The organism is Janthinobacterium sp. BJB426 (genome assembly GCF_002735705.1).
GTDB lineage: Bacteria > Pseudomonadota > Gammaproteobacteria > Burkholderiales > Burkholderiaceae_D > Janthinobacterium.
This window is the reverse complement of record NZ_PDZL01000025.1, coordinates 47,650-66,279: the sequence shown is the minus strand read 5'-3', so window position 1 is coordinate 66,279 and position 18,630 is coordinate 47,650. Positions and strand designations below refer to the sequence as shown.

Below are 18,630 nucleotides of genomic sequence, written 5' to 3'. Positions count from 1 at the left end.
GGGCGGCCGCGGGGGCGGCGCCGGGAAGGGGGACAGCGGACACAGGGAACTCCGTGGATGAGGATCAGTCCACGCAGTATAGGTAGCGCTAAATATTATGAAAATTGATCATTGATGAAGTTTGAATTGCGTCTGGCGCAATGATTTATTCCTCTGGCAGCGCGCTGCCGCACAGCTCCTTGATCATGCGGCGCAGCCAGCGGTGCGCATGGTCGTGGTCGAGGCGTGGGTGCCAGGCCTGGAAGACTTCCACGCTGTCGACGGGAATCGGCAGCTGGAAGGTGCGCAGCCTCAAGCCCAGGCGCTCGACGATGGCCAGCAGCGGCGTGGGCATCAGCGGCAGCAGCAGGCGCGAATCGGCCACGGCGAAGATGGCGGACTGGAAGTTGGGGCTGATCAGCGAAACCCGGCGCGTGTAGCCCCGCTCGGCCAGGATGGTGTCGAAGGGGCCGCGCGCCAGGCCGCGCCGCGAGACGCTGATATGTTCGTACTCGGTAAAGCTGTCGAGGTTGATGGGGCCGTCGAAGATCGGGTGGTCGCTGCGGGCGATGCCGACAAAGCCGCTGGTAAACAGCTGCTGCAGCTTGATGTCGGGCGCAAAGGCGCGCCGCGCGCTGATGTACAGGTCGACGCGGCCCGCGTGCAGGGCGTCGTTTTCCGTGGCGCCATCGCCTTCGGGCACGAAGCGCAGCACCGTGTGCGGCGCGTGCACGGCCAGCAGGTCGCGCAGCTTGCCGCCGTAGGCGCCGACAAACACGTCGTTGGCGCACAGGCTGAAGGTGCGTTCCAGGGTGCGCAGGTCCACTTCGCGGCCCGAGGTGAAGATGGCGTGCGCCTGCTCCACCACGCCACGCACCTGCTCGCGCAATTCCAGCGCGCGCGGCGTGGGCGCCAGGCCGCGCCCGGAGCGCACGAAGACGGGGTCGCCGATGGCGTCGCGGATGCGCGCCAGGGTGCGGCTCATGGCCGGCGCGCTCAAATGCATGCGCCGCGCGGCAGCGACGGCGCTGCCTTCCTCGAGCAGGATGTCGAGGGCGACGAGCAGGTTCAGGTCGGGAAGTTTCATGCGCCGATTATAGCGCCGGATCTCTCCTTCAGAAATCCACCTGCGCCGAGAAACGCGCGCTGCGCGGGCTGCCCACGTTCAGCCAGCCGCCGCCCACGCCCGCTGCCGAGGCCCAGTAGCGGCGGTCGAACACATTGTCCAGGTTAGCCCGCAGCACCACCGGACGCATGTCTTGCAGCCGCAGCGTGTAGCGCGCGCCCAGGTCGAGGATGGACCAGGCGGGGATCTGCTGCAGGTTGCCCGAGCCGGCATACTGCGAGCCGGCATGCGTGATTCTGCCCGTCAGCGTCAGGCCGGGCGCAAACGGCGCATCCCACTCCGAACCGAGATTGACATTCAGCCTGGAGATGCCGGGCGCCTTGTCACCGTCAGACTTGCCTTGCGGGGTGGCCGTCAGCACGGCGTCGAGCAGCATGGCGCCGGCCATCACGCGCCAGCCCTTGACGGGTTCGCCGACGATGGACGCTTCCAGGCCCCGGTTGCGCTGTTCGCCAAACAGGCCGTACACCATGCTGGCGGTGTCGAGCTGGCCATTCGGCTGCTTGACCTGAAAGACGCTGACGGTGGTCAGGTAGTCGCCCGTGTCGATCTTCACCCCCGCCTCGTACTGGCGGCTTTTATAGGGAGAGAAGATTTCGCCGGCGTTCCTTGCCATGTCGGGCGCCACCGGGCCCTTGTTCAGCGCCTGCATGCTGTTGGCGTACAGCGACACGTTGGCGACGGGCTTGAAGACGATGCCCACGCCTGGCGTCAGCGCGCTCTTGTCGTAGGCCGTTTTTACGCCGTTGCGGTAGCTGGCCACATCGACGCGCTGGTGGCGCGCGCCGCCCATCAGTTGCAAGCGGCCGTCCAGCATGGTGATGGTGTCGGCGATGGCAAAGCTGGTCAGCGTGCTCTGCGACGTCAGCGGCAGCGCGCCCAGGCGGCTGGTAAATACCGGTGCATCGACAAACACGGGCGCATACAGATTGGAGTTGAGTTCTCCGTTGTATTCGCGCGCGCTGTAGATTTTCTGCCACGTGCCGCTGGCGCCCGCGTGCAGTTCATGCGTCAGGGCGCCCGTCCTGAGCACGCCGCGCAAACCCGCTTCACCGGAGCGCGACTTGGTCAGCGAAGGGCGCGATGAAAAGTATTCGGTAAAGTCGCCTGCGCTGTTGCCGATGATGGGTTCGGGCGACAGTTTGTCCTGCTGCGCATGCTGGGCGCCCAGCGCGGCGTAGGCCGTCAATCCGGGCGCGAGATCGTATTCGATCCTGGCCATGCCGAATTCGGTGGTCGATTTGGCGTAGTTCCATCGTTGCGTGGTGTTGCGCGTCGGTGGCTTGGGGATGTCGAAGCCGTTCGAATCGAGGAAGTACCACCAGCCGCCACGCCGCATGTCGAGGTGGTCGTAGCCGAGATCGAGCGAGGCGCGCAGGGCGCCGCCCCGGTAGTCGAGTCCCAGGCTGGCCGTGCCCATGGTCTTGTCGCTGCCCTTCAGCGCCGTTTCGCCGTCGCGGTACACGGCATTGGCGCGCACGCCGAACTGCCTGTTGTCGCCGAAGCGGCGGCCCACGTCCAGATGGGCGCCGAACTGCGCGCGCGAATCGTAGCTGCCCGTCAGGCGCGTGAGCGGCGCGTCGCCCGCGCGCTTGGGCACCAGGTTGATGATGGCGCCGATGCTGCCGCCGGGCGCGATGCCGGCCAGGAAGGCCGAGGTGCCCTTCAGCACCTCCACTCTTTCCAGCGTTTCCATGGGGATCTTGGTGGCTGGCGCCACGCCGAACAGGCCGCCGTAGCTGATGTCCTCGGCCAGCACATTGAAGCCGCGCACGTGGGGCTGGTCGATATAGCTGTCGCGCGGCCAGCCGCTGGCGATCGACGGGTCGTTGGCCAGCACGTCGCCCAGGCTGCGCGCCTGCTGGTTGCGCAGCAGTTCTTCCGTGTAGCTGGTGGCGGCAAACGGCGTGTCCATCACGTCGCGCGTGCCCAGCACGCCCAGGCGGCTACCGCGCGCTATCTGCCCGCCCGCATAGGCGCCGGGCAGGGCGTCATCCTGCACGCCGCTGACGCTCACTTCGGGCATGACGGCGTCGCGCGCACCGGCAGGCGTGGCCGGGGCGGCGCGCAGCGTATAGCCACCCGCCTCGGTACGCAGCAGTTCCAGGCCGCTGCCGGACAATGCCAGCCGCAGCGCTTGCGCCGCATCGTAGCGGCCGCGCACGGCGGCGGCGCTGCGGTTGGCCGCCAGGGTGGCGTCCATGGTCAGCACCACGCCGGCCTGGCGCGCGATTGTATTCAGGCTGGCGGCCAGCGCACCGGCGGGGATGTCGTACTCCTGCACGGCTTGGGCGGCGTCACGGTGTTGCGCCAGGGCGGACAGGGGCGCCAGTGCGGCGCCGCTCGCCACGAGGACGGCGGCAAACAGGGGATGGTATGGGAAAGGCAAGGACACGGCGCGACTCCTGAAAAAGGGAAAAAAGATGGGGCTTCCCTTCCTTGCCGTGCCAGACCGCGAAAGTGAGAGGGGCAAGATGACTTTTATTTGTCTTCACGCCGCATGCGCACCGTGCTCCACCAGCGGGCAGTGGTCGACACTTCCACCGGCACGGCCGCGCTCAAGGCCAGCAGCGCGGCGCCGCTGTCGCCCAGGGGCAGGGCGCCGCTCACGCGCAGGCGCGCCGCCTCGGGCGTCACGTGCAGGTAGCCGTGGTGATAGCGGGCGATTTCGGCCACCACGGCGCCCAGCGGCTGGTTCTCCACCACCAGCATGCCGTCTTTCCAGGCGTCGGCATTGCCGTCGGCCGGGGCGGGCAGGCCGACCACGCCGTCGTGCAGGCGCACGGTTTCGCCCTGGCGCACGATGCGCTCCTGGGCGCACGGCACTTGCGGCTGCGGCGCGCAGCTGGTCGGACGGGCGGCGACGGAAAAGCGCGTCACCGTCAGGCGCGTGCCGCCCTCGTCGAGGCGGCGCACGATGAAGCTGGTGCCCAGCGCGCGCAAACTGCCATCCGGCGTATGCACGATAAAGGGACGCCCGCTGTCGTTGCCGCCATGGCTCGTATCGATGGCGATCTCGCCGCTGCGCAGCATCACGCCGCGTTCGTGGCTGTCGAATGCCAGGTCCACGGCGCTGCCGGTATTGAGGTGCAGCACGCTCCCGTCGGGCAGCAGCACGCTGCGGCGCTCGCCCGTGCCGGTGTGGTAGTCGGCCAGCAGGTCCAGCGGCTGCACGTGATGGATGCTGCCGATGCCGGCGGCCAGCATGATCGTCAGCATGACCGCGAGCGCTGTCGCTGCTGCCACGCGCGCGGGCTGCGCCAGGCGCCGTTTGCCGCGCTTGAGCAACAGCGTGCGGGTGGCCGGGCCGGTGGCCGGCGCCAGTTGCTGGTCGATTTGCCCCAGCTGCCGCCAGGCCCGCGCATGCTCCGCCGCCTGTTCCAGCCAGGCTTGCAAGCCCTGCCGGTCCGCTGCGCTGGCCGTGCCTGAACCGAGCAACAACTGCCAGGCGATCGCCTGGTCCAGCACACTGGCTGGTACGGGAGCATGGGCATGCATGTCAGCGCGCCTCGCCAAATTGCAGCTGATAGGCCAGGCGCGCGGCATTGGCCAGGTATTGCCGCACGCGCGGCACCGAGATTTTCATTTGCGCGGCGATGTCGGCATGCGCCAGTCCATCGAGACGGCTCAGCAGCCAGGCCTGGCGGGTTTTGGGCGTCATGGCGTCGAGCATGCGACCCACCGCTTCGAGCGTCTGCAGCGCCAGCAGCCGTTCTTCGGGCGAAGGATGCAGTGCCGGCGGCAGGGCAGCCAGGTCCGCCAGGTAGGCTTGCTCCAGGTCGGCGCGGCGGAAGCTGTCGATCATCAGACCGCGCGCGATGGTGGTCAGGTAGGCGCGCGGCGAGCGCAGCGCCAGCGCGCCGGGGCTGGCTGGTACGGGTGCGCCCAGCAGGCGTGCGAAGGTGTCGTGCGTGAGGTCGGCAGCCTGGTGCTGGTTGTTCAGCTTTTTGCGCAACCAGCCCAGCAGCCAGCCGTGGTGCTCGCCATACAGCGTCTGCACCGGGGTGTCTGCAGTGGATAGGGGATGGGCCAGCGGCATGGATGCCTCCAGGAGTTCGGCTGCCATGCGGCAGTAATGCAAATAAGAATTATTCGCAATTATAGGCGAAGTGCCGGGGCGGATGCAATCGGGGACGCGCAAATGCAAAACGCCGGGACGGTGCCCGGCGTTCTCGTGACTAGTTACCTATTCGCGTATTACTCTGCTGCCGGCTCGGCGCCGCAGCATTTCTTGAACTTCTTGCCGCTGCCGCAAGGGCAGTCGTCGTTGCGGCCCACTTTTGGCTCTTCGCGCTTCATGGTTTGCACCGGTGCCTTGCGGCGCGGTACCCAGAAACGGTGGATGGCCGGCAGGTTCGCTTCCAGTTCCTGCGCCAGCTTGTGCGCCTTGACCGGGTCTTCCACCAGTTTCAGTTCTTCTTCCTTGATTTCGTCGGCACCCAGCAGGTAGATTGGCTGCATCAGCTCGGCCACTTCGGAATCCCAGATTTCATTCCACGAGCCGGGACGCAGTTCCATGCCGTCCCAGAAGCCCCAGCACCAGGCTTCGGCGTCGATCAGGGTCTGGCCTTCGTAGTCGTGCTCGACGAACAGGGCTTCGAATTCTTTCGGTGCTACTTCAAACGTCACCAGCACTTCATTCATGAAGCGCATGATCAGGTTGACGATGCGTTCTTCTTCCTTGCTGTTCTTGAATTTTGGCGCATCTTCGGCATCTTCGCCCCACACGCGCGGCAACCATTCGGCCGGCATGATCGGTTCCGGGCCGATGGCGACGGCCGTCAGATAGCCGTGCAGCATATCCATGGTCATCGCGTCCTCGGAGCAGCGCTCCGACAACAGGAATTGGTCTAATTCGTCGAATTCTTTTTCTGATAGTGGTTGTTCGAGTTGCATGGCTTGCTCTTTTCTTGAATGTAAGGCGCCAGTATACGCTTTGCTGCGGCTTGCCGCCGAAGTGTTTGCACCGGCGGCCCGCGCGCGCCTTACAATGTCGCTTATGCACAATGAAAACCAGCCGCATGAGGACGACCGGCCCGTCCATCCCTTTTCCGCCCTGAGCCCCGATTGCGTGCTCGACGCGCTCGACAGCGTGGGACTGCGCGGCGATGGCCGTCTGCTGGCCCTGAACAGCTATGAAAACCGCGTCTACCAGGTGGGCATCGAAGACAGCGCGCCCCTGGTGGCCAAGTTTTACCGTCCCGCGCGCTGGAGCGATACGGCCATCCTGGAAGAACACGCGTTCGTGTCCGAGCTGGTCGAGCGCGAAATCCAGGTGGTGCCGGCGCTGGAAATCCATGGCAGCACCCTGCACCAATACCAGGGCTTCCGCTTTGCCGTCTTCCCCCGCCACGGCGGCCGCGCGCCCGAGCTGGACGACCCGGCGACCCTGGAATGGATAGGGCGCTTCATCGGCCGCATCCACGCCGTCGGCGCGCTGTCCACCTACAAGGAGCGGCCGGCGCTCGACCACCAGACGTTTGGCGTCGAACCGCGCGAGTTTCTATTGGAAGGCAATTTCCTGCCGCCCGAACTGCTGGCCGCCTATTCCAGCGTGGCGCAGCAGGCGCTCGACGGCGTCAAGCGCTGCTATGACCGCGCGGGCGACGTGGCCATGCTGCGCACGCATGGCGATTGCCATGGCGGCAACGTGCTGTGGACGGATGCCGGCCCCCATTTCGTCGATTTCGACGACAGCCGCATGGGACCGGCCATCCAGGACCTGTGGATGATGCTGTCGGGCGAGCGCAGCGACATGGTGCGCCAGATGAGCGACATCCTGGCCGGCTATGAGGATTTTTGCGATTTCGACCCGCGCCAGCTGTACCTGGTCGAAGCGCTGCGCACCCTGCGCCTGATCCATTATTCAGCCTGGCTGGCGCGCCGCTGGGACGACCCCGCTTTCCCCGTCGCCTTCCCGTGGTTCAATACGCAGCGCTACTGGCAGGACCGCATCCTTGAACTCAGGGAGCAGGTGGCGCTGATGGATGAAGCTCCATTGTGGCCCATTTGACCTAAACGTCCGAAAAGCGTGGTAAAAGGCGCTCTTCTTGCCGTGCTGATTTGTGCATGCCTGTTCGATAATGGTGGTAATAAATTCCTATAAGCAACGGAATTCACCCGAATAAGCGAGAAATCATGCAAGCACAGCAAAATCAGCGCCAGGCCGCCTCCCTCACCGTCGCGTATTCCGCCGACGATGAGTTCGACCAGGACAGCATGGTCTCGCTGCATGATTTCAAGGACCTGGAGCGCAAGGCCGAGGCGCCAGCTGTCACCATCACGCCTGAATTGCACGCCGAACCGCAAGCCGAGCCGGCAGCCGAAGCCGATGCCAGGGCGCCCGCCGTCGAACGCCAGAAAATGGAATTGAAAGCCATCCACGAGGCGATTGCCCGCGTGGAAGCGGAGGCGAAGGCCACCTGCGCCGCCGAAAGCCGCGCGCTGGCCGAGGCGCGCGTGCGCTCGCTGGCCGAGGACCGCGCCGCCATCGACGCGGCCGCCGCCGCCGCCGCACAGCAAAATGCGCAGGCAGCCGAAGAAGCGATCGCCGCCAACCGCGAACGTCTCGACACCATGCGCGCCGCCGCGCAAGCCAGCGTGGCCCGCCTGGAAGCCGTCAAGCAGGAGACGGCCGAACTGCGCGCCCGCGTGGAGTCCGACAATGAAATCCGCCTGGCCGCCGAACAGCGTTCGCGCGCGGAACAGGAAAGCCGCTTGCGCGCCAGCGAGCAAGTGGCCGTGCAGTCGGAACTGGCCGAGCAGGCCGCCCGCGCCGCCGAGGAATTGCAGGTGCAGACGGAGCAGGCGCGCCTGCAGGCCGTCGAGCGCGTCGCCGCCGTGCAGGCGGCCAAGGAAGAAATGGTGGGCATCGCCTCGGCTGACGCACGAGTCGCTGTGCTGGCGCGTGAACGCGAGCGCCATGCCCACGGTGCGCGCCAGACGGCGCAGATGCTGGCCGAAGCGGAAAGCGAAGCGCTGGACTTGACAGTGCAGCGCGAGCGCGCCGACCAGATCGCGCTGGAATCGGCCTTCAACCGCGCCGCCGCCGAAGTGCGCGCCCTGGAAGAAGCGCGCGCGCTGGCGCACCTGGAACAGGAACGCGAAGCTATCGCCCTGGCGCAGGCGGAATCGGAACGCCATGCGGCGCAGTCGCTGCGTTTGCGCCTGCAGACGGAAAAGGAATTGCGCGACGCGGCCATCCACCGCGAGCGCCTGGAAATGGTTGCCGTGGCCAGCGCGCAGGCGCGCCGCGATGCCGACGTGCGCATCCTGGCCGCCACCGAGGCGCGCATCGAGGTGGACCGCCAGTTGCGCGCCGTGGCGCTGGCCCGTGTGACGGCTGAACAGGATGCGGAAATCGCCGGCCACGCCAAGCTGGAAGCGGAAACGGCCGCACTGGAACAGACCAAGGCACGCGAAGCGGCCGAGCAGGCCGCCGCCGTGGCGGCAGCCCGCGAACTGGAAGAGCAGCAGCGCGCCGCCAGCCTGGCGCATGAACGGGCCGAACTGGCGCGCCAGGCGGCGGAACTGGCCGCCAGCCAGAATGCGGCCGAGCAGGCCGAAGTCGATGCCGGCAAGGCGACCTTCGCCGCGCAGGAACAGGCATCGCAACTGGCGCAGGAAAAAGCCCGGCAGGCAGAGCAGTTGCTGCAGGCGGAGCAGGAGCGCCTGGCCGCGGAACAAGCCGCCATCACCGCCTTGAAAGAAAAACTGGAAGCGGAAGCGCTGGCGTGCAACGCGGCGCAGGAACGGATCGCCGCCGAAGGCGCGCAAGCGGAACTGCTGCGCGGCCAGCAGGCGGCCGAACAGGCCTTGCGGGAAGCTGCGCAAAAGGAAGCGGACGCCATCCGTATTTTGATGGACCAGGCGCTGGTCGAAGGCGAACAGAAAGCGGCTGCAGCGCAAGCCGTCCAGGCGCAGGCGCGCCTGGCCGTGGAGCTGGGACAGGTGCATAGCGAGCGCGCCCGAGTGGAAGAAGACAAGGCGCAAGCGGCCGATGCGCTGCTGGCGTCCGAGCGCGATTTCGTCGCGGCCGAACGCGAGTCGCTGGCCCTGATCGCGCAAAAACTGGTGCAGCAGCGCCAGACCAGCAGCGCCGAAGAACGCGCCTCGCAAGCCATCGCCGGCCGCCTGGAAGTCGAAAAGCAGGCGACGGCGGCAGCCGAAGCGCGCGCCGCCATGGAGCAGCAGGCGCTGGAAGCCATGCGCCAGCGCGAGCAGCTGGAACTGGCCGCTCAGCAGGCCGCCAGCGAAAAGCTCGCCGCGCAGCAAGTCTTGCTGGCCAGTGCGCAGGCCCATGCGGCGCTGCAGCGCAAGGCAGCCGAGACGACGCGCGCGATGGCCATCGCCAAGCAACAATTGCTGGACCTGGAAACGGCGCGCGCGCAGCAGCAGGAACGTGAACTGGCCGCCTTGCGCGCCAGCCTGGAGCAGCCGCAAAGCGCGTTTTCCAGTTCCCTGACCGCCGCCCGGGCGAAAGCAGAACAGGTCAGCTCGGCCAGTTTGACGCGCGAAGTGATCGAGAGATTGACGCAGCCGAATGACGCTGGCGCCGTCTGGCGTTCGCGCTGAGCTGGATACCGAACCAAACCTACTGCGCGGCGCGCTTTGCGCCCGGCGATGCTCAACGTACTAGAGTACGGTTGCGCTTCTCGGCCACAAATCACTGCCGCTCGCTACGGTTTTGTCCGGTATCGTTACTTTAGCGGAAGAGCAAGCCTTTACGTTTCCCTCAAAACTTCCTGCCCACGCCCACCAGCAACACATCCGCATCGCGGTGATAATCGGTGATAACCCGGTTCCACGCCACTTGCGCCACCCAGCGGCGGTTGACGTGGTAGCGGGCCACGGCTGACAGCAAGCCTGTCAGGCGCGTGTCGTGGCCCTGGGTGTCGCGGCCGTCCCAGGCCACGTACGGGCCGGCGCCCATGCCGAATTCCACCTTTTCATTGAGCGAGCGGATCAGCCACAGCTGGGCCGCCGCGCCGCGCCGGTGCGCCAGCACCGTGCTGCCTTCATCGAGCGCGCTGACCGTCCAGTCCACGTATTTTCCCGCCGCGCGCCGGTATTCGAGGGTGAACGGGCGCGAGGACTCGGAGCGCAAGCTGTTGACGATGGTGTGGCCGGTCGATAAGGTCAAGGTGTCGTCGTACGCCCAGTTCTGCAAGTGCAGCTTGGCGCCCGGCACCCCATCATAGCGGTAGCCGGCGCCGATCAACAGGTGCGTGGTGTTGTCCTTGCCATCGGGCTTGATACGGTTGAGCTGCGCTTGCACATACCAGCGGTTGTCGAACTGCCAGCGCGCCTGCAGGCTGACGATGGAACCCCAGCCATGGTCATTGTCGAAGTTGTGGAGGCCGTCGTCCGTCCTGGCCGTGTCGAAGAAGAAGTAGCGGCCCACGCCGGCGCCCAGCATCAGGCCTTGCTCCACTTTTTTCGTGCGCAGCCAGACCTGGCCCGCCATGCCGTCGCGGTGGTGGTCTTCCGGGTGCCCTTCGTTGATATACGACAGGCTGACGGCGCTGTAGTTGCCCACCGGCTGGGTGTAGCTGACGGCGGCCACAAAGGTGCGCTCATTGGTCGAATTGACTTTCAGGGCGCCGGCCATGCCGGACAAGTCCTGTGCCTGGGCGGAAAGGGGGAGCGAGGCGGCCAGCAGGGCCAGGATGGTGAATGGCAGGCGCATGACGGTTCCAGTGACAGGTGAATACACGCTAAAGGTCGTCTGGCGGGGATCATGCGATTGTGCAAGAATCTTGCACATTGGCTATATTTGTAAGCTGTATTGGCCAGAACTCGTCACTAGTGTATAAGAAAAGTGAGAATGTGTGAGGCGCCGGCCTGGAATGGCTGGCCGGCGCGGGACTGCTGGAATGGAGGTATTACTGGCTCAATACGACCTTATCGGCAAAATATTCCGTCTCGCCGAAGCATTGCGTGGGCACGCCCTTGTGCTGGCTGTAGGTGACGAGGATGCGCTTGCCGGCGGCGGCCGACAGTTGCTTGGCCACCTCTTCATCGCGCACGCTGAACTGGAATTTTTCCGGGATGGTGCCCGGCAGCGCGGTGAGCAGCAATTCACCCTCCCATGTCTTGCAAATCCAGCCCCGCTTGGAGAACTTTTGCAGGTAGCCCGCCCGTTCGCCTTCCGAGTACGAGAAGCTGAGGGCCATCCACGTGTAGGCTGCCAGCAGCAGGAAGCCGGCCACGAGGAAGATGGCGAAGGCGAAGGTGACTTTTTTGGTCGTAGGGGTCATGGTAGGGTTGTTTAGGTAAAAGGATCAGTCCTTGCGGCCGGCTTTCCAGTTCAGACCAAAGTTATATCTTTCGTCCATGGCCTGGTGCGCCGTGATTTTACCTTGGCCGCCGAAGTATTCCACCAATTTTGTCACCTGCAGGTTGCCGCCGTGGTTTTCCAGCATGGCGATGGCGCACATGGCGTGCTGGCTATCGCTGTCGAGGCGCACTTCGACGGTCGGCTGGCCGGGAATTTCGATCGTCACGACGCCATCCGTGGCGGCCCAGTTCGGCACGCCTTCGTAGATGAAGGCGTAGACGAGCACGCGCTTGATCTGGTCGAAATGGGTGCCGTTGATGAAGATGTTTTCGCCGCTGCTGATGCTGCCCGTGCGGTCGTCGCCTTCCAGGTGGATATACGGCGGACGGTCGTAGGCGCCCCAACTGTTGCCCAGCGCCTGCACGGCGCTCTTGGCCCCGCCGCTCATTTCGAACAGGCAGCCGATATCGAGGTCGATGCCGCCCGAACGGCCGGCCGGTTTGTTGAACAGCTTGCCGAGGAAGCCCGTGTCCAGCTTCGAGGCGGGCGCCTGGCCTTGCGACGCGTTCTGATTCCAGTTCAGGTTGACCCGGATGCGGCCATAGCCGCCGCTGTCGCGCTTGTCGAGCGAAATCTTGTCGCCCCGTTTTTCCAGGCGAATTTTCGACAGCGAGATTTTATTCGCCGGCGGCGGGGCCGCTGGCGTGGGGACGGGAATTGGTGCAGGGGCAGGAGCCGATTGCGCCGCCTCGCTGCCGCCGAAGTGCTTCAGCAGCGCCGCCAGGCCGCCGGCGAAGCCCTGGCCCACGGCGCCGAAGCGCCAGCTGCCGTCGCGGCGATACAGTTCGCCGATGATGACGGCTTTTTCGTCCTGGAAGTCGTTGCCCGTGAAGGCGAACGTGGCTGCCTGGCCCAGCGCCATGCTGGAGTTGCCCAGTGCGCGCATGCTGCCCTGTTCCGTCGCCGCCGTGAACACCAGCTTGTCGATCGAGGCGGGCAGGCGGGCCAGGTCGACCTGGAAGGTGGAGCGGGGACCGTTCAAGTCCACCGTGATGGCGTTGTCCGGCGCGCTTTTCTGGTTGAAGAAGACCATGTAGCGGTCGTCCGACAGCTTGCCGGCCGCATCGACGCCGAAGCAACTGACATCCACTTCCATCGAACCCGAAACGATATCGAGCGTGACGGCAAACGGGCCATTCAAGCCCAGGTCCGCCAGTTTGCCTTTTTGTCCGCGTGTGAAATTGGTCATGGTCGTGCAATCCCTTCGTCGCTTGAGAGTTGAGTCAATGAGGTAGTCGGTACGTGCGCCGGAGCCGTGTCGGCCGCATGGCGGATGCCGAACAGGCGCGCCTGCTCGATGATGCGCTGCGCCCAGCTGGAATGGGTCGCCACTTCGCACATCGATTCCTGCATGCGGAACACGGCCGGGCTGTCCGGGTCGATGATGCGCAGCGCCAGTTCGATGTCCGACTGCGCAACCTGGTAGTGGCGCTCGATCTGCGGCACCTGGTCCGGGTGGATGGCTGTCTTGGCGATCATGCCGTGCGCCATGTCCTGCGCCACTTCGGCATCGAGCCAGCTGCCCTGCGACAGGTGCTCGAAGACGGGCGCCGTCAGCTGGAAGCCGTGCGGCTTGAAGATCGTCACCAGGCGGCCGATGACCTGGCCCAGCGGCGTTTGATAGATGGTGCCGCTGGTAGGGCGGCGCAGTCCCAGCAGGGCCAATAGATCGTTGCCGCCAATGCGCAGGGCCAGGATGCGGCGCCGCACTTCCGGCGCGGACAGCATGATGCGGAACTGCTTCATTTCTTCGTCGTCGAACACTTCCGCCGTTTCCAGCGTCGGCATCAGCAAATGGTGCGTGTGGCGCACCAGCTCGAAATACGCGGCGAAGTTGTGGCGCGTGGATTTCGGCAGCACGAAGCCGCTCAATTTGTCGGCACCGGGCATGCCCAGCACGCGCGCCAGCACCTCGAGATTACGCACGCGCACGAAGCGCAAGGTATCCGATTCGTCGCACATGTTTTGCAGCGCCAGCGACAAATTGAACAGCGCGTAACTGAGGTCGCGTTCCGCGATGGCGTCTTCGGTGCAAAGTATGACCGAACGCAAATGGCTGAATTTGTCGCCATTGGCGATCGCCAGCAAATCCTTGTGCGTGGTCGGCACGTACATGGAGGCGCCCAGCGCCGCCTTATGCTCACTTTGTGGGTGTAGGGAGTTGTTATCCATCGACTGCGCTCCTGATAAGGGCGACCGCCTGGTAAGGCAGCGCCGGTTCTACTGTGACGGGTATGGCTTTTTCCTGCGCCAGAAGCAGCAAATGTGCCACGTCCGGCGCATTCGTGTCGCGCACGATCAGGCGCTCGGGCACGCGGCGCAGCAGTACGCGCGTCGCTTCGCCGATGCCTGGCTTGATCAGATTGATGTCGCTGATGCCGTATTCCTGCTGCGCGGCGGCCATGTAGGCTTGCGAGCGGGCCGCCATGGCTGGCGCATCGCTCGCTTCGGCCAGCGGGATGCCGCTGCTGGCGGCAATCGCCACGGCGTCTGCCACCAGGCCGTCGGCGAAAGCGCGCGACTGGTCGTGCGCTTCGAACTGCGCGTAGTACACGCAGCCATGGAAGTCGTCCGGGCCGATGGCATCATTGAGCACGGAGCGGCTGACCAGGCCCGAGACGGTGGCATTCAAGATGCTCGACGGGATCAGGTAGTCGCTGGCCGAGGCGGCGCAGGCGGCCGTGCCGGCCAGGTCGGACAGCACGAACAGGCCGCCGTCGATCGCCGTGCCATGCGCCGCATTGAAGTCGTTGACCGTCTGGCGCAGTTCGCGCGAAATCACGCCCTTGCCCGTCCAGCCGTCGACGAAGACGATGGAGTCGGCCGCATGGCCGTGCGCCAGGATGTGGTGCAGGGCATTCGCGTCGATGCCGCGGTCGCGGATGATGGAGACGGAATAATGGCTGCACTCGCGCTGGAACACCTGGCGCAGCAGGTGACCCAGGATGACGCCCACGGGCGTGCCGGCGCGCGCCAGCGACACCAGCGTGATGGGGCCCGTGCGGCGCGCCGCGATCAGGGCCGCCAGGCGCAGGCAGTCGCGCGCCATTTGCAGCCGGTTGGCCGCGAACGCGCTCTGGAACAGCGCCAGGTAGGCGGGCGAAGGCAAGGACTCTGGCGACAGCATTTCGCTGTAGTGGCGCTGGCCCGACTGGATCAGGCGCTCTTTTTCGGCCAGGTCGAGGATCGGTTCAAGCGCCATGGGCGTCAGCAGAAACTCCACGTCTTCCTGGCGGTAACTGCCGCTGAAGTGCTGCTTGCCGTCGGTCATAGCGCCGCCACCGTGAGTGCCGCCAGCTGGGTGCCGTTGGGGATGATGGCGTAGTCGCAGGCGGCCATGAAGCGCGCGTCCGAGCGGCTGTCGCCCATGCCGAAGCTGACGATGGGGCCATGTTCGGCTTCCAGTTCCGCGCGCAGGTAGGCGACGGCGCGCGCCTTGTTCAAGGTCTTCGGCAGCACGGCCAGGTTGTTGCCATTGCGGTGGATGAAGTAGTCGGCGCCTTCGGTTGCGATCCACTGCTGCAGCACTTGTTCTTCGATGTCGGCCAGGCGTTCGCCGCGCGCTTCATGGTCCTTGACGACGATGTAGAACGGCGTGTTGTAGTCCTCGATCAGGCGCGCGCGCGAGGGCATGCCCGTCTTGACCTGGAAATCGTCGATGATGCGCATGGCGTCCCGCAGACCGGGCAAGGCCGTCTGCATGTCGTTCTGCATCAGGGACAGCCAGCCCGCGTCGAGCGCGCCGCCCGGCTGCAGCACGATGCCGCCGTAATCGAGCACGCTGTAGCTGGTGAACGGCAGGTCGACGCGGCGGAAGGCGTCGCCATTTCTCGCCGTGGCGGGGATCAGGGTCATGCCGCTTTGCGCAAACTCAAAGAAGGCGCGCTGGCGCGCCGTCGTAAACGAGCAGGCATCGCCATTTTTCAAATACGCGGCCGCTTGCAAATCGGTCTCGCCGGGGCATTTCTTAGGGGTCTGGAACAGTGTGTCGTCCAGATCAACAAACAGGAATTTCTTCAATTTTGGTCTCTGACTGAAAGTGGAACAGGCGGCCATTCAACTGGCCGGCGAGTTGCATGAGGGCCGGGCTGGCCGGGGTTTCATGGCAGATGAAAACGTGCTGGTACTGGCCAGGCGCCACGTTGTACAGGTAATTGGCGATGCCTTCGCCGTAGTTGTCGTCGCAGTTGACGATGTGGCTGACGGAGCCCCATGACAGGATCGGCGAGCGCGTGGTCGACTGCACCACGACGTTCTTGCCCAGCGCTTCGAGTTCGCGCGCCAGCAGGAACGACGGGTGCATGAATTCGCCCGTGCCCAGCACCAGCACAGAGTCGCCGGCGCCGATTTCCTGCGCCAGCTGCACCGCCAGGCCTTGCGGCGGCGTCAAGGCGCGTCCCACGCCGATGCGGCCGAACGCCGGGCTGGCGCCCCGTTCCGCATTCGCCTCGAAACGCTGCGCGCTGGCCGCCACGGGAGCAGGCGCAGCGCCGGCCTGGAAGGCGTAGTGGCCGGACAAGGCTGCGCCTATGCTGGTGGGCAGGCCGAAACGCTCACTCAAGCCCGCGTTGGCGGCCTGGCCCATGAAATTGGTGATCACGCCCAGGTGCAGCTTTTCCAGCTGCGGATAGCGCGCGCGGCACACTTGCACCAGGTTGGCGAAGGTGTTGCCGGTCGACGCTTCATCGTCGATCAGCACCAGGCTGCGGGCGGTGGAAAACAGCGCGCTGGCAGCGTCCGACAAATGCAGAAACTGGCGCGGCGCGTGGCTGTGCGATTCCTCGAATTCGAAGAAGGGCACGCTGCCCACGCGGTAGCGCGAGCTGTGCAAAAACAGGGCCTTGCCGTTCGGATTGGCGCGCAGCCACGCCTCGAACACGCCCTGGCCCAGGCCGACGGCCGTTTCCGCCATGGCGATGAAGACGACGGGACCGGGCAGGCTGGGGGGGATCTGCGCGGCCAGGTCGTCGTGGATGGTTTGCATGGCGCGCGGCGTGACGGGCCAGTGCTTGCCCAGCACCTTGGACAGGAACAGGAAGCCCCGTTTGGCGTTGGCGCGCGCGGCAAAGCCGATCAGCCAGTCCAGCGGAAAGCGCGCCTCGTCCACTTTGAGGGTCAGCTCGCCCGTGGGCATCTGCTGCTTGACGACGTTCATGGCAGCTCCACGGCGTAGGCGGCTTCGCCCACGCGCATGCCTTCGTGGATGGCGGGCACGGTGAGCTTGTCAAAGCCCTGGTCGAAGCCGGCCAGCGCCAGGTAGGGCAGGTTGGGGCCGGCCGCGCAAGCCATGCCGATGCCTCCCGACATGCGCGGGTTGATTTCCAACAAAGCCAGGCCGTTCGCGCCTTCGCGGAACTGGACGTTGAAGACGCCATTCAGGCGGTAGTCGCGCGCCAGTTTGTCGCAGGCCGCCAGCAAGTCGGCGCGCAGCTCGATCAGCTGACCGCTGCCGCCCCCGTGCAGCTTCTTGCGCGGCACGGCGCAAATGAGCTTGCCCTGGTCGGCGACGCAGTCGGCGCTGTATTCGTGGCCGTCAAGGTATTCCATCAGCAGCAGGGTCTTGAACGATGCCATCTGCGCGAGGCCATTGCGCAGCTCCTGCGCATTGATCTGGTAGGCGGCGCCGGCCAGCAACAGCTGGGCGCTCGAACGCTCTTCATCGAGAATGGCAAAGCCCAGGGCATACACGGATTCGGACGGCTTGATGCACAGCTTGCGATGCAGCGGGCGCAGTTCGGCGTAGGCGGCGTCGTATTCCGTGATGGTCGTCACGGCGCGGTAGTCTGCCGGGCGCGCCATGGGCAGATCGAGGCCGTCGCAGAAGCGCGCCTTGTCGTGCATCAGGGTCAGCGTCTCTTCGCTGGCCACGCTGAGCACGCGCGTGCCGATGGCGGCGAAGCGCGCGCTGGCGCTGCCGATCAGGCCCGCTTCCTTGCCGGGCCAGAAAATCGTGATGTTGCGCTCGCGGCAAAATTCCAGGCACCACTCGACATAATTGAGGCCCGTCAGGCCCGACGGTTCGACCGCGTATTCGTGGGCCGACAGGAAGGCGGCCGCGTGCGCGTTCGTATTGCTGCTCACGAGGTGATAGCGGGGCGCACCGCTTGTCGCGGCCATATCGGCCTCGCGGATCAGGCGCATGGCCGTGCCGACCGAGGAAAATGTTTTGTTGAACCAGACTCTTTGCATGTACGGGGACCGGGTGGAAATAGGGGAAGCCGCGCGCAGGTGCGCGCGCGGGGATTCTAAACGGCCAGACTTAACCTGGCCTTAGATTTTTTTGAACTACAACGTTGAGCAGCAAACTAACAGCGCCTGACAAAACCGTAGCGAGCGGAAGGAAGAGGTGGCCGAGAAGCGCAACCGTACTCAAGTACGGTGAGCATCGCAGGCCGCCTATGCCGACGCGCAGTAGGTTTGGTCAGGTGCCTCTAACTAGCTTTGCCGCTGGCTGTCCATTTTAAGAATGCGTCGCGGTTGCGCGAGCAGATGAACACCTTGCCCGAGCCGGAAAAGCGCAGCACGATGCCTTCGCCGCTGGTGACGCTGTTGACGATATTGCCGAGGAAACCGCCGATGCCGCCGCCGCTGGCGCCGCCGCCCGTGGTCACGGAAATCTCGTATTTCAGGCTATTGTCCCAGCAGACCACGTGGGAATTGTCGATCACGACGTCCTTGCCCGGCTCGACGTCGAGCTGGAACATGGAGCCGAAGCCCGACACCACCACCTGCCCCGTGCCGGCCGTCTCCATGACGAAGAAGCCGCCCGACTGGGCGAACAGCGCGTTGCCGATGCTTTGCGTGCGCACCTTCATTTCCGTGCCCGCAGTGGCGGCGACAAAGGCGCCGTCGTTGAGCAGGTACTGGCGCGCGCCCACGTCGACCACTTCGATGGCGCCCGGCAGGGTGGGCGAAAGCAGGCAATCGCCGCTGCCGCGCACCGCTTCGATATGCTGCTGGAAGAACGACTCGCCATTGGCAAAGCGGCGCATGATGGCGCTGCCCAGGCCGCCCGTCATCTTGCCTTTCAAGTCCAGCGCCGTTTCCATCATCACCATCGCATCGGATTCGCAATAGATGGTTTCGCCCTGTTTCATGCTGACGTGGAGGAAAGGATCGACGTCGCCCGTGACACTAAATACTGGCATGATAAATCTCCAAAAAAAAGCCGCCTGATCTGTGCAGG

The 18,630-nt window shown here is 65.2% G+C and carries 16 protein-coding genes; 2 read left to right on the top strand and 14 right to left on the bottom strand.

The genetic code is table 11. From position 1 onward, the window contains the following. Positions 1-145: 145 nt before the first annotated feature. The 5 genes from CSQ93_RS25845 to CSQ93_RS25825 all read right to left on the bottom strand — a co-directional run bounded on the left by CSQ93_RS25845 (position 146) and on the right by CSQ93_RS25825 (position 6,001). Entirely contained in the window at positions 146-1,066 is a 921-nt protein-coding gene (locus CSQ93_RS25845) for a LysR family transcriptional regulator (RefSeq protein WP_099380503.1), read from the bottom strand. Positions 1,067-1,094: 28 nt separating this feature from the next. Next, entirely contained in the window at positions 1,095-3,500 is a 2,406-nt protein-coding gene (locus CSQ93_RS25840; RefSeq protein ID WP_099380502.1) for a TonB-dependent receptor, read from the bottom strand. Between the two features lie 86 nt (positions 3,501-3,586). Then, complete coding sequence (locus CSQ93_RS25835; protein ID WP_099380501.1) at positions 3,587-4,603, bottom strand: FecR domain-containing protein; 1,017 nt, start codon at positions 4,601-4,603, stop codon at positions 3,587-3,589. A gap of 1 nt (position 4,604) precedes the next feature. Beyond that, on the bottom strand, positions 4,605-5,171 hold the full coding sequence (locus CSQ93_RS25830; protein ID WP_233516349.1) for a sigma-70 family RNA polymerase sigma factor: 567 nt from the start codon (positions 5,169-5,171) through the stop codon (positions 4,605-4,607). A gap of 131 nt (positions 5,172-5,302) precedes the next feature. After that, entirely contained in the window at positions 5,303-6,001 is a 699-nt protein-coding gene (locus tag CSQ93_RS25825; RefSeq protein WP_034785080.1) for a UPF0149 family protein, read from the bottom strand. A 103-nt stretch (positions 6,002-6,104) separates the two neighbouring features. On the opposite strand from CSQ93_RS25825, the gene CSQ93_RS25820 reads away from it, so the two are divergent. Then, positions 6,105-7,118, top strand: a complete 1,014-nt coding sequence (locus tag CSQ93_RS25820; RefSeq protein ID WP_099380510.1) for a serine/threonine protein kinase — start codon at positions 6,105-6,107, stop codon at positions 7,116-7,118. A 125-nt stretch (positions 7,119-7,243) separates the two neighbouring features. After that, on the top strand, positions 7,244-9,679 hold the full coding sequence (locus CSQ93_RS25815) for a hypothetical protein (protein WP_099380500.1): 2,436 nt from the start codon (positions 7,244-7,246) through the stop codon (positions 9,677-9,679). A gap of 160 nt (positions 9,680-9,839) precedes the next feature. On the opposite strand, the gene CSQ93_RS25810 is transcribed toward CSQ93_RS25815, so the two are convergent. From CSQ93_RS25810 to CSQ93_RS25770, 9 genes are all read right to left on the bottom strand, one after another. Beyond that, positions 9,840-10,793 carry a hypothetical protein gene (locus CSQ93_RS25810; RefSeq protein WP_099380499.1) on the bottom strand — a complete coding sequence of 318 codons (954 nt, stop codon included), beginning with the start codon at positions 10,791-10,793 and terminating at the stop codon, positions 9,840-9,842. A 196-nt stretch (positions 10,794-10,989) separates the two neighbouring features. Further along, entirely contained in the window at positions 10,990-11,364 is a 375-nt protein-coding gene (locus CSQ93_RS25805; RefSeq protein ID WP_070224711.1) for a hypothetical protein, read from the bottom strand. 24 nt (positions 11,365-11,388) lie between these two features. Then, the gene (locus CSQ93_RS25800; protein WP_099380498.1) at positions 11,389-12,633 is read right to left on the bottom strand and encodes a TerD family protein; all 1,245 of its coding nucleotides are present in this window, start codon (positions 12,631-12,633) and stop codon (positions 11,389-11,391) included. Further along, complete coding sequence (locus CSQ93_RS25795) at positions 12,630-13,616, bottom strand: HpcH/HpaI aldolase/citrate lyase family protein (protein WP_099380497.1); 987 nt, start codon at positions 13,614-13,616, stop codon at positions 12,630-12,632. Before CSQ93_RS25795 ends, CSQ93_RS25800 begins: the two co-directional genes overlap by 4 nt. Beyond that, positions 13,609-14,715 (bottom strand): cysteine protease StiP family protein, encoded by a 1,107-nt coding sequence (locus CSQ93_RS25790; RefSeq protein ID WP_099380496.1) that lies wholly within the window; start codon positions 14,713-14,715, stop codon positions 13,609-13,611. Before CSQ93_RS25790 ends, CSQ93_RS25795 begins: the two co-directional genes overlap by 8 nt. Continuing rightward, entirely contained in the window at positions 14,712-15,464 is a 753-nt protein-coding gene (locus CSQ93_RS25785; protein WP_099380495.1) for an HAD family hydrolase, read from the bottom strand. Before CSQ93_RS25785 ends, CSQ93_RS25790 begins: the two co-directional genes overlap by 4 nt. Then, positions 15,442-16,599, bottom strand: a complete 1,158-nt coding sequence (locus CSQ93_RS25780; protein ID WP_099380494.1) for a phosphoribosyltransferase domain-containing protein — start codon at positions 16,597-16,599, stop codon at positions 15,442-15,444. The genes CSQ93_RS25785 and CSQ93_RS25780 overlap by 23 nt, the downstream gene beginning before the upstream one ends. Continuing rightward, on the bottom strand, positions 16,596-17,633 hold the full coding sequence (locus CSQ93_RS25775) for an ATP-grasp domain-containing protein (RefSeq protein WP_099380493.1): 1,038 nt from the start codon (positions 17,631-17,633) through the stop codon (positions 16,596-16,598). Before CSQ93_RS25775 ends, CSQ93_RS25780 begins: the two co-directional genes overlap by 4 nt. A 242-nt stretch (positions 17,634-17,875) precedes the next feature. Then, the gene (locus tag CSQ93_RS25770; protein WP_099380492.1) at positions 17,876-18,592 is read right to left on the bottom strand and encodes a TIGR00266 family protein; all 717 of its coding nucleotides are present in this window, start codon (positions 18,590-18,592) and stop codon (positions 17,876-17,878) included. Positions 18,593-18,630: the final 38 nt, after the last annotated feature.

Bases quoted from the DNA above. Each gene is read 5' to 3' on its own strand.
- CSQ93_RS25845 (WP_099380503.1), bottom strand. From the start codon at position 1,066: ATGAAACTTCCCGACCTGAACCTGCTCGTCGCCCTCGACATCCTGCTC.
- CSQ93_RS25835 (WP_099380501.1), bottom strand. From the start codon at position 4,603: ATGCATGCCCATGCTCCCGTACCAGCCAGTGTGCTGGACCAGGCGATC.
- CSQ93_RS25830 (WP_233516349.1), bottom strand. From the start codon at position 5,171: ATGGCAGCCGAACTCCTGGAGGCATCCATGCCGCTGGCCCATCCCCTA.
- CSQ93_RS25825 (WP_034785080.1), bottom strand. From the start codon at position 6,001: ATGCAACTCGAACAACCACTATCAGAAAAAGAATTCGACGAATTAGAC.
- CSQ93_RS25820 (WP_099380510.1), top strand. From the start codon at position 6,105: ATGCACAATGAAAACCAGCCGCATGAGGACGACCGGCCCGTCCATCCC.
- CSQ93_RS25815 (WP_099380500.1), top strand. From the start codon at position 7,244: ATGCAAGCACAGCAAAATCAGCGCCAGGCCGCCTCCCTCACCGTCGCG.
- CSQ93_RS25810 (WP_099380499.1), bottom strand. From the start codon at position 10,793: ATGCGCCTGCCATTCACCATCCTGGCCCTGCTGGCCGCCTCGCTCCCC.
- CSQ93_RS25805 (WP_070224711.1), bottom strand. From the start codon at position 11,364: ATGACCCCTACGACCAAAAAAGTCACCTTCGCCTTCGCCATCTTCCTC.
- CSQ93_RS25800 (WP_099380498.1), bottom strand. From the start codon at position 12,633: ATGACCAATTTCACACGCGGACAAAAAGGCAAACTGGCGGACCTGGGC.
- CSQ93_RS25795 (WP_099380497.1), bottom strand. From the start codon at position 13,616: ATGGATAACAACTCCCTACACCCACAAAGTGAGCATAAGGCGGCGCTG.
- CSQ93_RS25790 (WP_099380496.1), bottom strand. From the start codon at position 14,715: ATGACCGACGGCAAGCAGCACTTCAGCGGCAGTTACCGCCAGGAAGAC.
- CSQ93_RS25780 (WP_099380494.1), bottom strand. From the start codon at position 16,599: ATGAACGTCGTCAAGCAGCAGATGCCCACGGGCGAGCTGACCCTCAAA.
- CSQ93_RS25775 (WP_099380493.1), bottom strand. From the start codon at position 17,633: ATGCAAAGAGTCTGGTTCAACAAAACATTTTCCTCGGTCGGCACGGCC.
- CSQ93_RS25770 (WP_099380492.1), bottom strand. From the start codon at position 18,592: ATGCCAGTATTTAGTGTCACGGGCGACGTCGATCCTTTCCTCCACGTC.